Annotated in this window: 14 protein-coding genes; 1 reads left to right on the top strand and 13 read right to left on the bottom strand. The window is 45.8% G+C overall.

The annotated features are described in order from the left end of the window. Nucleotides 1–160: 160 nt before the first annotated feature. Complete coding sequence (locus SALWKB2_RS00435) at nucleotides 161–508, top strand: hypothetical protein (protein ID WP_144353303.1); 348 nt, start codon at nucleotides 161–163, stop codon at nucleotides 506–508. A 291-nt stretch (nucleotides 509–799) separates the two neighbouring features. Here SALWKB2_RS00435 and proB read toward each other — a convergent pair whose 3' ends face one another. From proB to SALWKB2_RS00370, 13 genes are all read right to left on the bottom strand, one after another. After that, the gene (gene proB / locus SALWKB2_RS00430) at nucleotides 800–1,933 is read right to left on the bottom strand and encodes a glutamate 5-kinase (protein ID WP_038648569.1); all 1,134 of its coding nucleotides are present in this window, start codon (nucleotides 1,931–1,933) and stop codon (nucleotides 800–802) included. A gap of 129 nt (nucleotides 1,934–2,062) precedes the next feature. Next, entirely contained in the window at nucleotides 2,063–3,505 is a 1,443-nt protein-coding gene (gene nuoN / locus SALWKB2_RS00425; RefSeq protein ID WP_025329735.1) for an NADH-quinone oxidoreductase subunit NuoN, read from the bottom strand. 10 nt (nucleotides 3,506–3,515) lie between these two features. Further along, nucleotides 3,516–5,009 carry an NADH-quinone oxidoreductase subunit M gene (locus SALWKB2_RS00420; RefSeq protein ID WP_025329734.1) on the bottom strand — a complete coding sequence of 498 codons (1,494 nt, stop codon included), beginning with the start codon at nucleotides 5,007–5,009 and terminating at the stop codon, nucleotides 3,516–3,518. Between the two features lie 37 nt (nucleotides 5,010–5,046). Further along, the gene (gene nuoL / locus SALWKB2_RS00415) at nucleotides 5,047–7,071 is read right to left on the bottom strand and encodes an NADH-quinone oxidoreductase subunit L (RefSeq protein WP_025329733.1); all 2,025 of its coding nucleotides are present in this window, start codon (nucleotides 7,069–7,071) and stop codon (nucleotides 5,047–5,049) included. Between the two features lie 26 nt (nucleotides 7,072–7,097). Then, entirely contained in the window at nucleotides 7,098–7,403 is a 306-nt protein-coding gene (gene nuoK, locus SALWKB2_RS00410; RefSeq protein ID WP_025329732.1) for an NADH-quinone oxidoreductase subunit NuoK, read from the bottom strand. Continuing rightward, on the bottom strand, nucleotides 7,400–8,056 hold the full coding sequence (locus SALWKB2_RS00405; RefSeq protein WP_025329731.1) for an NADH-quinone oxidoreductase subunit J: 657 nt from the start codon (nucleotides 8,054–8,056) through the stop codon (nucleotides 7,400–7,402). Before SALWKB2_RS00405 ends, nuoK begins: the two co-directional genes overlap by 4 nt. 9 nt (nucleotides 8,057–8,065) lie before the next feature. After that, nucleotides 8,066–8,545, bottom strand: coding sequence for an NADH-quinone oxidoreductase subunit NuoI (gene nuoI, locus SALWKB2_RS00400; RefSeq protein WP_025329730.1), 480 nt, complete (start codon nucleotides 8,543–8,545; stop codon nucleotides 8,066–8,068). An 18-nt stretch (nucleotides 8,546–8,563) separates the two neighbouring features. Beyond that, nucleotides 8,564–9,613: an NADH-quinone oxidoreductase subunit NuoH gene (gene nuoH / locus SALWKB2_RS00395; protein WP_025329729.1), complete on the bottom strand. Its 1,050-nt coding sequence runs from the start codon at nucleotides 9,611–9,613 to the stop codon at nucleotides 8,564–8,566. Nucleotides 9,614–9,615: 2 nt separating this feature from the next. After that, the gene (nuoG, locus tag SALWKB2_RS00390; RefSeq protein WP_025329728.1) at nucleotides 9,616–11,868 is read right to left on the bottom strand and encodes an NADH-quinone oxidoreductase subunit NuoG; all 2,253 of its coding nucleotides are present in this window, start codon (nucleotides 11,866–11,868) and stop codon (nucleotides 9,616–9,618) included. Between the two features lie 32 nt (nucleotides 11,869–11,900). After that, on the bottom strand, nucleotides 11,901–13,196 hold the full coding sequence (gene nuoF / locus SALWKB2_RS00385; protein ID WP_025329727.1) for an NADH-quinone oxidoreductase subunit NuoF: 1,296 nt from the start codon (nucleotides 13,194–13,196) through the stop codon (nucleotides 11,901–11,903). Further along, nucleotides 13,196–13,669, bottom strand: a complete 474-nt coding sequence (nuoE, locus tag SALWKB2_RS00380; protein ID WP_025329726.1) for an NADH-quinone oxidoreductase subunit NuoE — start codon at nucleotides 13,667–13,669, stop codon at nucleotides 13,196–13,198. The genes nuoF and nuoE overlap by 1 nt, the downstream gene beginning before the upstream one ends. Continuing rightward, nucleotides 13,669–14,922 (bottom strand): NADH-quinone oxidoreductase subunit D, encoded by a 1,254-nt coding sequence (locus SALWKB2_RS00375; protein ID WP_025329725.1) that lies wholly within the window; start codon nucleotides 14,920–14,922, stop codon nucleotides 13,669–13,671. The genes nuoE and SALWKB2_RS00375 overlap by 1 nt, the downstream gene beginning before the upstream one ends. Further along, a complete protein-coding gene (locus tag SALWKB2_RS00370) occupies nucleotides 14,915–15,502 on the bottom strand; it encodes an NADH-quinone oxidoreductase subunit C (protein WP_025329724.1) in 588 nt (195 codons plus the stop codon). Before SALWKB2_RS00370 ends, SALWKB2_RS00375 begins: the two co-directional genes overlap by 8 nt. Nucleotides 15,503–15,509 lie beyond the last annotated feature (7 nt).

Genomic DNA, 15,509 nt, shown 5'->3' with positions numbered 1-15,509 from the left:
GATCAGGCACAACACTACATTAATTTTAATGGCAATTGTGGCAAACTCATTTTTGTTAATGATATATTATCTATTTGACAATAATTTACTAATATATATGAATAAGCAGAGATTTAACAGAAAAGAGTATATTATAAATAAGTTATGTTTTCTACTGTTTATGTCTGTTATTTTATATTATCCCCTGAAATTTGCTAAATATCATTTATTTGATTTAAGTTATCAGGAAATATTGGAGTTTGCCTGGCGACCCGATAGGTGTGAGTCACATTCTGGAGAATCGAAATTAGAATGTTCCTGCGACCACGGTATCATTGGACTTGACGATAAGAATCATAAAATTACTAAAGATGGATATTTATATTGTAGACATCAGCTCCAGGGTAAAGTGGTGTTAATAGAAAAACCTAGTTTTTTCACAACAGGAGAAATACTTACAGGTGGTTACATGAAAATTATTGATTCAAAAACAGGAGACATTTGTTATTATGATTCTGTCATAGAATAATCGCACCATAGCGATAAACTCAGTACCCATAGCCTGAGAAGATATTTACTACCTATATAGTGGCAATCTGTCTACATGGCAGATTATGCTCAGATATCCATAAATTTACCTGATACTGAAAACGGCACTTTTTGATAACACAGACAAATTTAATGACGGTATATGTATTTATCAGGCTACTTTAATCTGCTTTATTAAAAACAAATCTTAGATTGGTTGCTGTTTAAGCTTACAGCCTGCTGGTATATATTATCTCTTTATCGGATTTGGCAGAATTTTTCAATATCCGCTTCAATCACGACGTAATACCATATTATCCCGATGGATCAGTTCCTGTTCTGCCACATAGCCCAATAATTCTTCTATAGCCTGAGACGGCTGCCGCAATAAACGCCCAATTTCATGATCATTATAATTAACCAGTCCGCGGGCAATTTCTTTACCGGTCTGATCACATACTGCCACTAATGCGCCACGATCAAAATGACCACTTACAGCAACACAACCGATAGCCAGCAGACTGGAGTGCTGTGTTTTCAGTGCCTGTTCCGCACCCTCATCAACGGTTAGCTTACCAGCCAGTTGTACCTGCCCAAGTAACCATTGCTGGCGTGCGCTCAACCGGCTACCGGCCGGGGTAAATAAAGTACCCGTTTGTGCACCTTCCAGTAACCGGACTAATACATTTTCAGCATACCCGTTGGCGATACAGGTTGCAGCACCGCTTAAAGCAGCCCGTCTTGCAGCCAGTACTTTGGTATACATACCTCCGGTGCCCACGCTGCTGCCTGCTCCGCCAGCCATACTTTCCAGGTCTGGATGATTGGCAGCAATTTTATGAATCAGTCTGGCTTCAGTATGCTTACGCGGATCTCTGTCATACAAACCATCCTGATCTGTCAGAATAATCAGTACATCAGCTTCAATCAGGTTAGTTACCAGAGCACCAAGGGTATCATTATCGCCAAGTTTGATTTCATCAATGGTAACTGTATCATTTTCATTAATAATCGGTACTACTCCCTGCTCCAGCAGAGTGCGGATAGTACTACGGGCATTTAAATAGCGGGTACGATGACTCAAGTCATCATGTGTCAGCAGAATCTGTGCTGTCCGGATATGCAGTGATTCAAACGCAATCTCATATGCCTGAGCCAGTCCCATTTGCCCCACTGCGGCGGCAGCCTGTAATTCATTAATTGCTTTGGGACGTACCTGCCAGCCCAGCCGTTTCATACCTTCTGCAATAGCACCACTGGATACCAGTACTACCTGAATACCATTCGCACGTAATTGCGCAATCTGCTGTGCCCAGTTATTCAGGATATTCTGATCTACCCCATGTCCGCCATTGGTCACCAGACTGGAACCTACTTTTACTACCACACATTCAGTCTGGCGGATATCAAATTCTGAGTTATTCATGCTTATTATGCAGTTGTTATGTCAACGGTTGAATAGTTATTTTACCTGTGCGCATTTGTTTTGATAAGTGTGTACGGCTGTTATAAAAACAGCAGCCGTAGTGGCTGCTGTTGAAAGACTAAATTCAGATTAACTATGCAGTAATGCCTGTACACACCAGTTCATTACACCATCAGGCAAAATACCCCATAACAGCAATAATAAACCATTAACAGATAAAACGATTTTACCGAGAAAAGTCATATTGAATGCCGGTTCAGCAACAGAATCCGGACTATCGAAATAGATGGTTTTAACCACACGCAGATAATAGAAAGCACCAATCAGCGACATGATTACTGCATACACAGAAACCCACAGATAGCCGCTGGCCAATAACGCTTTAATAACGGCCAGCTTGGCATAAAAGCCCATCAATGGCGGAATACCGGCCATTGAAAACATCGCCAGCAGCATTAAAAATGCATACCATGCATTTTTCTGGTTCAGACCGGCAAGATCACTGATATTCTGGCATTCAACATCCTTGCCGGAGAGCAGAACCAGAATAGCAAATGCTACAGAGGCCATTAAAGCATAGGTTATTGCATAATACATAGCCGCAGCACAGCCAGACTGACCGGACAGAAGAGCCAGCATAATGAAACCCATATGGGCTACTGTTGAAAAACCAAGCATACGTTTAATGTTGGTTTGCATGATAGCAGCCAGATTACCCACAAACAGTGAGGCAATACCCAGCAGCAACAGTAATTCACGCCAGCTTTCCCACTGAGTCAGCAGACCGTAAACCAGGATACGGAAAGCGAAGACTGTGGCTGCAATTTTCGGTGCTGTACCCACCAGTGCAGCAACTGCAGTCGGCGCACCCTGATACACATCCGGCACCCACATATGAAATGGTACACCACCCAGTTTAAATACAATACCGGCAACAATAAATACCAGTCCGAGTTTCAATAACCACGGATTGGTTGTTTCCTGGCTGGCAGCAAGCACCTGCTGCAGCTGTAATGTACCTGTTGCACCGTATATCAGGGAAATACCGTATAACAGTAAACCTGAGGCCAGTGCACCAAGCACAAAATACTTCAATGCAGCTTCAGCAGCACGACCACTATCACGCTGCAAGGCAATTAAAGCATAAAGCGCCAGCGAAAGCAGCTCCAGCCCGACATATAAAGTCAGGAAGTGGCTGGCTGAAACCATAATATTCATGCCCAGCAGTGCAAACAGGGTCAGCGTATAGAATTCACCCTGATAAATATGTTTAGCACGCAGATAAGTCTGGCTGTAAATAAATAAGGCAATAACCAGTACATACATGCATAACTTGGCCAGTTGAGCCATGCCGTCCAGTACAAACATATCATGGAAGGCATATTGCGGCTGTTCTTTCCATACCAGACACTGTACCGCGGCGGTCAGTATCAGACCGATAACTGACAGGGTACAGGTTATCCAGCGTTGCCGGTCATTAAGCCATAAGTCCACCAGCAATACTGTAAACAGTACTACAGTCAGCACCATATCCGGTGCAGCGGGAAATATTGTTAAATCTGTCCAGTTCATTCACATTTCCTTACAGTTTGCTTTGTGCCGCTTGGACTATCAAATCATTTGCTGCCTGATGCACGACAGCGATAAACGGTTCCGGATACAAACCAAATCCCAGTACCGCTACAGCCAGAATCACCAGAATTAGCAGTTCGCGTTTGTTTACATCTTTTAATTGCGCAACTTCCGGATTTTTGATGGCACCAAAAACAACCCGTTTAAACATCCACAAGGTATATGCTGCACCATAAATCAGGGTTAACGCCGCCAGTGCACCAACCCAGAAATTGGTTTTCACTGCACCGACAATGACCATAAATTCGCCTACAAATCCTGATGTACCGGGCAAACCGGCATTAGCCATAGCAAAGAACAGCATGAAAGAAGCAAATACCGGCATACTGTTTACAACACCGCCGTAAGCTGAAATATCGCGGGTGTGCATCCGGTCATACATCACACCGATACTCATAAACATAGCGGCTGAAACAAAACCATGCGAAATCATCTGCATAATGGCACCTTTAAAGGCCCAGTCATTCAGATAGCCGCCGGTAAACAGGAAAAAGCCTAAAGTGACAAATCCCATATGGCTAATGGAAGAGTACGCCACCAGTTTTTTCATATCAGTTTGTACCAGTGCCACCATACCGATGTAAATTACCGCCACCAGGCTGAGCACGATGATTACCGGCGCAATATAACGTGCTGCATCCGGCAAAATAGGCAGAATAAAGCGCAGGAATCCGTAACCACCTATTTTCAGAGTAATTGCCGCCAGTACCATTGAACCACCAGTCGGCGCTTCTACGTGAGCATCCGGCAACCATGTATGCACCGGCCACATCGGCACTTTAACCGCAAAAGACAGGAAGAAAGCGATAAACAGCAGAATTTGCGCCGTCATCGCAAGGTGCTTGATATTGTGCCATTCTTCAATAGAAAAACTGCCGGTCTGATTAGACAGATAGACAAAACCAACCAGCATCAGTAATGAACCCATTAAGGTATACAGAAAGAATTTGATTGATGCATATACCCGTCTCGGACCACCCCAGATACCGATAATCAGATACATCGGAATCAGCATGCCTTCGAAGAATACATAGAATACGATGGCATCCATTGCTGCAAATGCGCCATTAATCAGTCCTGACATAATCAGGAAAGCGGCCATATACTGCGCAGGCCGTTTCTGGATTACCTGCCAGCCGGCCAGAACAACCAGTAAAGTAGTAAAACTATTTAGAATCACAAACAGAACTGACAATCCATCCACACCTAATGCATAGTTGATGTTGAGACTCTCAATCCAGACATGAAATTCTTTAAACTGAAATCCGCCATTTAAACGGTCGAATTTAAAAAACAGCGGTAAGGTTATGAGAAAAGAAACCAGCGCCCCGATTAAGGCCAGCACTCTGGCTATACCTGCGTGCTTGTCTGAGCCGGTAGCCAGCACTGCGACGCCAGCCACTACAGGCAGCCAAATCGCCAAACTGAGTAAGTTATCGTACATATTTATAGCCTAAAGATACCAAGTTGAATGCCCGCAATTAACCGCCAAACATTGTTTTAAGCAACGGCCAGAAAGTCCATGCCACCAGTACAAACACACCCACAACCATTGCTGTAGCATAGGTATAGATGTATCCGGTCTGAATACGCCGTATCAGCGCTGCTACAGCAGCGACAACGCGTGCAGCACCATTAACAATTAATTTATCAATAATGAAAACGTCGCCAACTTTCCAGAACAACGTTCCCAGCAGACGGCTGCCTTTGGCAAACACGTTATAGTAAATAGTATCCAGATAGTATTTATTATCCAGCAGGGTATAAACCGGACGTATAGATGCAGCAATTCTGGCCGGAATCTGTGGTTTTTTCATATAGAAGAACCACGCCAGTACAACACCGGCAATCACCAGCCATAACACAGGAGTTGTCAGACTGTGCAGAGCCATAGCAAATATGCCGTGGTACTCTTCCTCTACGGATGCCAGTGCAGGATGTGCAGCACTGTTAATAAAAATCACATGCTGATAAAAATCACTGAACAGCATCGGCTTCATTGCCCACATACCTACAAATACTGAAGGGATGGCCAGCAGAATCAGCGGAATGGTTACCACCAGCGGGCTCTCATGCGGATTATCCTGTGGTTTCAGACCATGATGTTCTTCTGCATGATGATGTTCGCTATGTTCGGCTTTGCGCCATTTTTCTTCGCCATGAAATACCAAGAAATACAATCGGAATGAGTAAAATGCGGTGACAAACACACTGGCTACCAGCGCTACATAGGCCACACTGCTGAATGGCAGCGTTGACGCTTTTACTGCCTCAATAATTGAATCCTTGGAATAGAAACCGGAGAAAAATGGTGTGCCAATCAGCGATAATGAACCAATTAGCATACAAATCCATGTTACCGGCATGTATTTACGCAATCCGCCCATATGACGCATATCCTGATCATGGTGCATACCCATAATCACACTACCGGCAGCCAGAAATAACAGAGCTTTGAAGAAAGCATGGGTCATGACATGGAAAACAGCAATATTATAGGCAGAGGCACCCAAGGCTACCGTCATATAACCTAACTGTGACAAGGTTGAATAAGCAATCACCCGTTTAATATCATTCTGAATCATACCCAGAAAGCCCATAAACAGCGCAGTAATGGTACCGGATACCATAATCACACCCAGAGCAGTATCAGACAACTCATACAGGGGTGACATACGAGATACCATAAAAATACCGGCTGTTACCATGGTTGCCGCATGAATCAGAGCTGAAATCGGTGTCGGACCCTCCATTGAATCCGGTAACCAGACATGCAACGGAAACTGTGCCGATTTACCCATTGCGCCCACAAACAGCAAAATGCAGGTAACGGTAATCAAAGACCACGGATGACCGGGAATCAGTTCGATAGTGGCATTTTTGACCTGATCAATATGCTGAAAAACATCAGCATAACGAAGGCTGCCGCCGAAATAAGCCAGTACCAGACCAATACCCAGTACAAAACCGAAGTCGCCGACACGATTAACCAGAAATGCTTTCAGATTGGCAAAAATTGCACTGTCACGTTTAAAGTAAAAACCAATCAGCAGGTAAGACACCAGCCCCACAGCCTCCCAGCCGAAGAACAACTGAATGAAGTTATTACTCATTACCAGCATCAGCATGGAGAAAGTAAACAGTGAGATATAGCTGAAAAAGCGCTGATAGCCGTCATCATCACTCATATAGCCGATAGTATAGATATGCACCATCAGCGATACACTGGTCACAATCACCAGCATAGTGGCAGTAAGGGTATCAATCAGAAACCCTACTGAGAAGTCCAGACCGCCCATGGTCAGCCATGTATACACATTTTCATCAAAGGGCTGACGGGTTCCGGTCATAAAACCATAGAGTACCCAGGCAGACAGTACTGCCGAAACGGCTACGCCTGCTATGGTAACGCTATGTGCACCCTTACGTCCGATCAGCTTACCGCATAAACCGGCCAGTAATGAACCGATGAGCGGAGCCAAAGCAATAATCAGATAAACACTCATAATTTTTCTCTCGTTCCTCTCACCTGTTAGCCTTTGAGACTATCCAGATCCTGTACATTAATGCTCTGACGGTTACGGAAAATCAGAACCATAATTGCCAGACCAATAGCAGATTCTGCCGCAGCAACTGTCAGAATAAAAAAGACGAAAATCTGTCCGGCGGTGTCGCCGAGATAACGGGAAAAAGCCACAAAGTTAAAATTTACCGCTAATAGCATTAACTCTATTGACATCAGTAATACGAGCACGTTTTTGCGGTTCATAAATATACCCATGGCAGAAATAGCAAACAGTATTGCACTGAGCACCAGATAATGGGTTAAGGTAATCATGCTTTCTGCTCCCCTTCAGTTGCTTCTTTACTTGCTTCTTCAGTTACCGGTGCAGTGATTTCAGGCTGCATTTTCACCATACGGAAACGATCTTTTGCCTGTACTTTAACCTGTTCGGCCGGATTGGTACGACGAGGATTGTATGTCTGCCGGTGAACCAGAGCTATTGCGGCCACCATCCCCAGCACCAGCAATACAGCCGCTAGCTCAAACGGTAACAGATAGGTAGTGTAAATCTGCATCCCCAGATCATGCACATTGCTGTAATCTGCAGGCAGCGGAGAATCCTTACCCAGACTCGCCAGATGCAGTTGAGGATTTACCAGAATAACAATCAGTAAGGCAGCAGTCAGGATACCCACTAGTGCTGCAACAGGTGCATGCCGCCAGAAGCCGGCGCGCATCTGCTCAACATCAATATTGAGCATCATGATGACAAACAGGAACAGTACCATCACCGCACCCACATATACCACTACCAGTACAATGCCGAGAAATTCAGCCTGCATCAGAATCCACATCATGGCACTGGCACAGAATGTCAGGACCAGAAACAAAACCGCATGTACCGGATTTTTAGCAATAACTGTATTTATCGCGCCAAACAAAATCACGGCGGCAAATACATAAAACAGAATTAATGGTAAATTCATGACCACCTCTTAACGATATGGTGCATCTGCGGCTTTGCATTTAGCGATATCTTCTTCATAGCGATCGCCAATAGCCAGCAACATGGGTTTAGTGAAATATAAATCACCGCGTTTTTCACCGTGATATTCGAAAATCCGAGTTTCAACAATAGCATCAACCGGGCAAGCTTCCTCACAGAAACCACAGAAAATACATTTAGTCAGATCAATATCGTAACGTGTGGTCCGGCGTGTACCATCCTCACGCTTTTCAGATTCTATATTGATTGCCATGGCCGGACAGACAGCTTCACACAGTTTGCAGGCAATACAGCGTTCTTCACCATTGGGATAACGTCGTTGTGCATGCAAACCACGAAAGCGAACTGATTGCGGAGTTTTTTCTTCAGGAAAATATATGGTTTCCTTGCGCGCAAAGAAGTTTTTCAGAGTTACTTTCATACCCGAAAGCAACTCGGTCATCAGAAAGGTTTTAATTATATTTGCCATATCAGAGCCTTTCCCTGCTTAATGCCATAAATTCAGGGGTGAAATCATCCACAAACCCAGTACAATTACTGCCACAATGGTTACCGGAATCAGTACTTTCCAGCCCAGACGCATAATCTGGTCATAACGGTAACGCGGGAATGTTGCACGTATCCACAGATAAAAGTACAACACCAGTGCCATTTTCAGAAACATCCACAATACACTCGGGGTACCAATGAAACCCCAGCTTTGCGGAAAGGGAGATAACCAGCCACCAAAGAACAGCAGAGCCGTCAGAGCAGCAACCAGAATCATGAAAATGTATTCGGCCAGAAAGAATAACGCGAAAGCAAAACCGGAATACTCTACATGGAAACCGGCAACAATTTCCGATTCACCTTCGGCTACGTCAAATGGCGCACGGTTGGTTTCGGCCACAGCGGAAATCAGATACACCACAAACAGCGGGAATAAAGGCAGCCAGTTCCATGAGAAAATGGAACCACCGGCATAACCTTTTGCCTGAGACATCACAATGTCATGAAAATCCATACTTCCGGAAACCATAATCACACCAATCAGCGCAAATCCCATGGCAATCTCATAGGAAATAGTTTGCGCAGAAGCTCGCATGGCACCGAGAAAAGCATATTTAGAATTGGAAGCCCAGCCAGCAATGATGACACCATAAACAGACAGTGAAGTAATCATCAGAATATAAAGTAAACCGGCATTAATTCGGGTAAGAAACCATGTTTCACTGAACGGGATAACTGCCCAGGCAGCAAAAGCCGGCATCAGTGACATCATCGGTCCGATATAGAACAGTGCCTTATTAGCCTGTGACGGACGGGTAACTTCCTTGAACAGCAGTTTTAATACATCGGCAAACGGCTGGATTAAGCCATACGGTCCGGTAACGTTCGGACCAACCCGCAGCTGCATATAACCGATAACTTTACGTTCGAAATAAGTCAGATAGGCTACGGTAATAATCAGCGGCAGCATGATGATGACAATCTTGACGATGACAGACACCAGTAAACCGAAGTCGTTGCCCAGTAATTGTTGAAACCACGCTTGCATGATTATCCTTTACTCAATTCAACAGTGGTCAATAAAGCACCTAATTGCCAGTTACTCTGATGTAATGGCAAAAACAGTACATTTTCCGGCAAGTTATCATCCGTAGTGATGGTAATCGATACGGTACTATTGCCTTGTTTAGCCTGTGCAGTATCGCCATTAATCAAACCAAACCGGGCCAGCGTCATACTGTTGGCACGTGCAGCCGGAACTGCGGCATGAACTGTACTCTGTAAGGGTTCGGAACGGCGCACAATCGCATCAGTTGCATACAGACTAACGCCGCCAACACGTACCAGACTGATATCGGGATCACTGGTAGCGACTGGTTGAATACGATTGTTCAGCAAAGCCGGTATCAGATCTCTGGTAACCGCATCAGCCAGAATCTGCTGGGTATTTTCATATTCAAAGCCCGGTAATTCCAGTACATTACCCAGTACACGTAATACCTTCCATAAAGGTCTGGCTTCTCTGTAGGCCTGTACAACACCATGAAAAGACTGTAATCGCCCTTCCATGCTGATAAAACTGCCTGAGGTTTCTGTAAATGGCGTAATTGGCAATAATACGTCTGCAACTTCACGCAATACGTCGCTATCGTAAGCAGTGAATGCCATTACTGTCTGAGCCTGTTTCAGGGCTGCAATGGCCGCAGCTCCGTTGGCTACATCCATATCCGGTTCAACATTGAGCAGCATTACTGCCTGTTTAGGCTGCTTAATTTGTGCAGCAATGGTATTTTCTGCTTTACCGGCAGCCACGCCTACGATTTCAGCACCAATACTATTGGCCGCCTGCGGCAATACGCCCAGTATACTGTCGGTAGCTTCAGCCAGATCCTGTGCGGCTGCATAAACTGCTGCTGCATCCGGATGGTTCAAAACATCCGCACCCAGAATAATGCTGGCTTTTTCAGCTTTTAATAAGGCCTGACCTACTTCGCTGTTAAGCGCATCACTAAGCCAGTCAATCCATTGATAAGGATGCAGGCTAAGCTGTGCCAGTAACGGCATGAACAGTTCTTCATCAGCAGCAGCCACCACTGCTACTTTAGTTCCGTTTTTAGCCGCCTGACGGATACGGGCTGTTAATAAGGGCTGTTCCTGCCGTAAGCGTGCGCCAACCAGCAAAATCACCTCATTTTCTGCCAGCTGTTCAATACTCTGTCCCAGCCACTGAGCGCCTTTAGTAGCGGCACCAAAACGTTCATCAAGCTGACGCAGGCGACTGTCAACGGCATTTATGCCCAGCGCATTAGCCAGTTTACGGGTCAGGTACATTTCTTCAACAGTATTGGCCGGATTGACCCACATACCAATTGCATCGGTACCGAAATCATGGCTGACACCGTGCAAACCTTTAGCCACATAATCCAGCGCAGTTTGCCAGTCAACTGTATGCCACTGGTTGTCCTGTTTAATTTGCGGCTGAGTTAAACGCTGCTGATACAAACCTGCATAGGCAAAACGGTCACGGTCACTGAGCCAGCACTCATTGATGGCTTCGTTTTCCAGTGGCAGTACCCGGCGCACGGTATGGTCTTTAGTTTGCACTATCAGATTACTGCCCAGTGCATCGTGAGCAGACACAGATTTACGCCGGCTTAATTCCCATGAACGGCTGTCATAACGAAATGGTTTGCTGGTTAGTGCGCCCACCGGACACAAATCAATCACGTTGCCAGACAATTCGGTTTCCAGTGTTTTACCGTTAAAAGGTGTAATTTCAGAGCATTCACCACGATTCATCATGGCCAGCTCCTGCTTACCGGCAATTTCTTCAGTAAAGCGGATACAACGGGTACAGTGAATACAGCGGCTCATTTCAGCAGCAGAAACCAGCGGCCCCATTTCTTTACCGGCCACAGCATGTTTGGCCTCAGTATAACGGCTGGCACCTTTACCATAACCCATTGACAAGTCCTGCAACAGGCATTCACCACCCTGATCACAAATAGGACAGTCCAGCGGATGGTTAATCAGCAGGAATTCCATTACCCCTTTCTGGGCATCTTTAGTCATGGGCGAATTGGTTTTAACAACCATACCATCGGTGACCGGCGTAGCACAGGCAGGTAATGGCTTGCGCGATTTTTCCACCTCAACCAGACACATACGACAGTTGGCGGCGATGGACAATTTTTTGTGATAGCAAAAGTGCGGAATGAATGTACCGGCCTTATGGGCGGCTTCTATCACCGTACTGCCCTGCTCGACAGAAAGTTGTTTACCGTCAATTTGAATTTGTAACATAGGTTCGCAATCCTAACTAAGCAGATAGTGCCTTAGCACCAGCGATGTTCTTTCATGGGTTTGCCGTGTTCGATGTAGTGCTCAAATTCGGGGCGGAAATGTTTCATAAAGCCCTGTATCGGCATAACAGCCGCATCTGCCAGTGCACAGATGGTACGTCCCGAAATATTACTACCCAGTGATTCCAGCAAATCCAGATCCTCCGGCCGGCCTTTGCCGGAAGTAATACGGTGAATAATGCGATACAGCCAGCCGGTTCCTTCACGGCACGGCGTACATTGCCCGCATGATTCTTCAAAATAGAAATAGCTCAGTCGTTCCAGTGCTCTGACCATGCATACATCTTCATCCATGACAATGACCGCACCGGAACCCAGCATAGAACCTGCCTTGGCTATGGCATCATAATCCATGGTCAGTTCCATCATAATGTCTGCCGGTAATACCGGTGCAGAAGAACCTCCGGGAATAACCGCCTTAAGTTTTTTGCCATTTCGCATGCCACCACACATTTCCAGCAAATCCTTAAACGGCGTCCCCAGCGGAATTTCGTAGTTACCCGGGCGTTCTACGTGACCGGATACTGAAAAGAGCTTGGTACCACCATTATTAGGAATACCTTTATCAGCAAACAGCTGGCCGCCGTCGCGGATAATGAACGGTACAGAAGAAAAAGTTTCAGTATTGTTAACTGTTGTCGGCTTACCATATAAACCATATGAAGCCGGAAACGGCGGTTTGAAACGCGGTTGTCCTTTTTTACCTTCCAGAGACTCTAACAGAGCAGTTTCTTCACCACAGATATAGGCACCATAACCATGATGAGCATGCAACTCAAAGCTGAAATTACTGCCCAGAATATTTTGTCCGAGTAATCCTGCTTCGCGCGCCTGCTGTAAAGCCGTTTCAAAACGCAGATAACTCTCGAAGATTTCGCCGTGTATATAGTTATAGCCGACAGCAGCACCCATAGCGTAGCCGCCGATAATCATGCCTTCAATCAGGGCATGCGGATTGTAGTCGATGATATCGCGGTCTTTGAATGTACCCGGTTCACCCTCATCCGTATTACACACGATATATTTGGTACCCGGAAAAGAACGGGGCATAAAGCTCCATTTCAGCCCGGTAGGAAAACCGGCACCGCCACGACCGCGCAGACCGGAAGTTTTAAGCTCGGCAATTACATCATCCTGCGATACATTTTCGCTGATAATTTTTTTCAATGCCTGATATCCGCCGCGGGCAATATAAGCTTCCAGTGTCCAGCAATTAGGGTCTGAAGTATCAACCTGATCAAAAATCACGCCATTCTGGTACATTGCCATTAGTTCAACTCCGCCAGTTTTGCTTCAATGGCTTCTTCGCTCATAAAGCTACACATTTTATGATTATTGACTAATATTACCGGCGCATCGCCACAGGCACCCATACATTCGCCTTCAACCAGAGTATATTTACCATCGGCTGTGGTTTCACCATAGCGGATACCCAGACGTTTTTGCAGATACTCACCTGCATTTACTCCGCCACGCAGAGCGCAGGGCAGATTTGTACACACAGTAAGTTTATATTTACCTACCGGTTTCAGGTTATACATATTATAAAAAGTAGCAACTTCTAACGCCTGCGCCGGCGGAATACCAATGTAATCAGCCACTTCTTCAATAGTTTCCGGCTGAAGCCAGCCCAGCTCGGTCTGCGCAATACGCAAGGCAGACATAATGGCACTACGGCGCTGATCAGCCGGATATTTTGCCAGTTCTATATCAATCTGTTTTAAGCTGTTAGGGGACAACATTATCTATCCACCTCCCCGAATACGATATCCTGTGTACCAATAATAGCCACCACATCAGCCAGCATGTGACCACGTGCCATTTCATCCATCCCTTGCAAATGAGCAAACCCCGGAGCACGAATCTTCATCCGGTAAGGTTTATTGGCACCATCAGAAATCAGATATACTCCGAACTCGCCTTTAGGATGCTCGGTGGGCACATAAACTTCACCCTCAGGTACATGCATACCTTCGGTAAACAGCTTAAAGTGATGGATTAATTCTTCCATACCGTCTTTCATGGCGGTACGGTGCGGCGGAGCCACAGTATGGTCATCAATAATTACCGGACCGGGATTGGCTTTAAGCCAGTCAACACACTGACGGATAATACGGTTGGCCTGACGCATTTCATGAATACGGCACAGATAACGGTCATAGCAGTCACCATTAATCCCTACCGGAATATCAAAATCTACCTGAGCATAAGCATCATAAGGCTGTTTCTTACGTACATCCCACTCAATACCGGAACCGCGCAGCATCACACCGGTAAATCCTTTTTGCAGAGCACGCTCCGGGGATACTACACCGATACCGACTGTACGCTGCTTCCAGATACGGTTATCCGTGAGCAGATTTTCATATTCATCCACACAGGCGGGAAAGCGGTTGGTAAAGTCTTCAATGAAGTCCAGCAAAGTACCTTCACGACTGGCATTCAGTTTTTGCAGAACTTTGGCATTACGGTATTTACTGGATTCGTATTTAGGCATGAAATCCGGTAAATCCCGGTATACACCACCCGGGCGGAAATAAGCCGCATGCATGCGCGCACCTGATACCGCCTCATAGATATCCATCAGGTCTTCCCGCTCGCGGAAAGCATAGAGAAATACCGTCATGGCACCAATATCCAGCGCATGAGAACCGACACCCATCAAATGATTAAGAATACGGGTAATTTCAGCAAACATCACACGGATATACTGAGCGCGAACCGGCACTTCGATATTCAGCAGGCGCTCCACTGACAGGCAGTATGCCTGCTCATTACACATCATGGATACGTAATCCAGCCGATCCATATATGGCAATGCCTGCAAATAGGTGCGTGATTCAGCCAGTTTTTCTGTGCCGCGGTGCAACAGACCGATATGCGGATCGGCACGAACGATATTTTCACCGTCCATTTCCAGAATCAGGCGCAATACGCCGTGTGCTGCCGGATGCTGCGGCCCGAAGTTAATGGTGTAATTGCGTAACTTAGACACCGTACTGCTCCTCTCTCACCACGCGCGGTGTAATTTCACGCGGTTCAATCGTTACCGGCTGATAAATTACGCGGCCTTCGGCCTCGTCATAACGCATTTCAACATAGCCGGAAACAGGGAAATCTTTGCGAAACGGATGACCGACAAAGCCGTAATCAGTCAGAATACGGCGCAAATCAGGATGGTTGTTAAACAGGATGCCAAACATATCGAATGCTTCACGCTCATACCAGTTGGCACCGTTATAGATATCAACAACAGAATCTACTGTAGGAAAATCTTCAGCCTCAGCCCAGACACGCACACGCACACGCCAGTTATTGGCTACTGACAGCAGATGACTGACTACAGCAAAACGCTTGCCTTCCCATGGCTCATTTTTATAGCTCTGGTAATCGACTCCGCACAGATCAATCAGTGTTTCAAATTTCAATTCATTGTGGTCACGCAGCGTTTGCATAAGCCGATGATAATCAGCTGCTGCACAATCCAGTGTCAGCTCACCACGGTCAAGACAGTAACGTACCTTATCGCCGAAAGTGGCTTCGCACACGGCTTTCAGTATTGCCAAATCTGCCATATTTCCC

Origin of the sequence: Snodgrassella alvi wkB2, from assembly GCF_000600005.1 — a bacterium.
GTDB lineage: Bacteria > Pseudomonadota > Gammaproteobacteria > Burkholderiales > Neisseriaceae > Snodgrassella > Snodgrassella alvi.
This window is presented reverse-complemented; position numbering and strand designations above follow the sequence as displayed.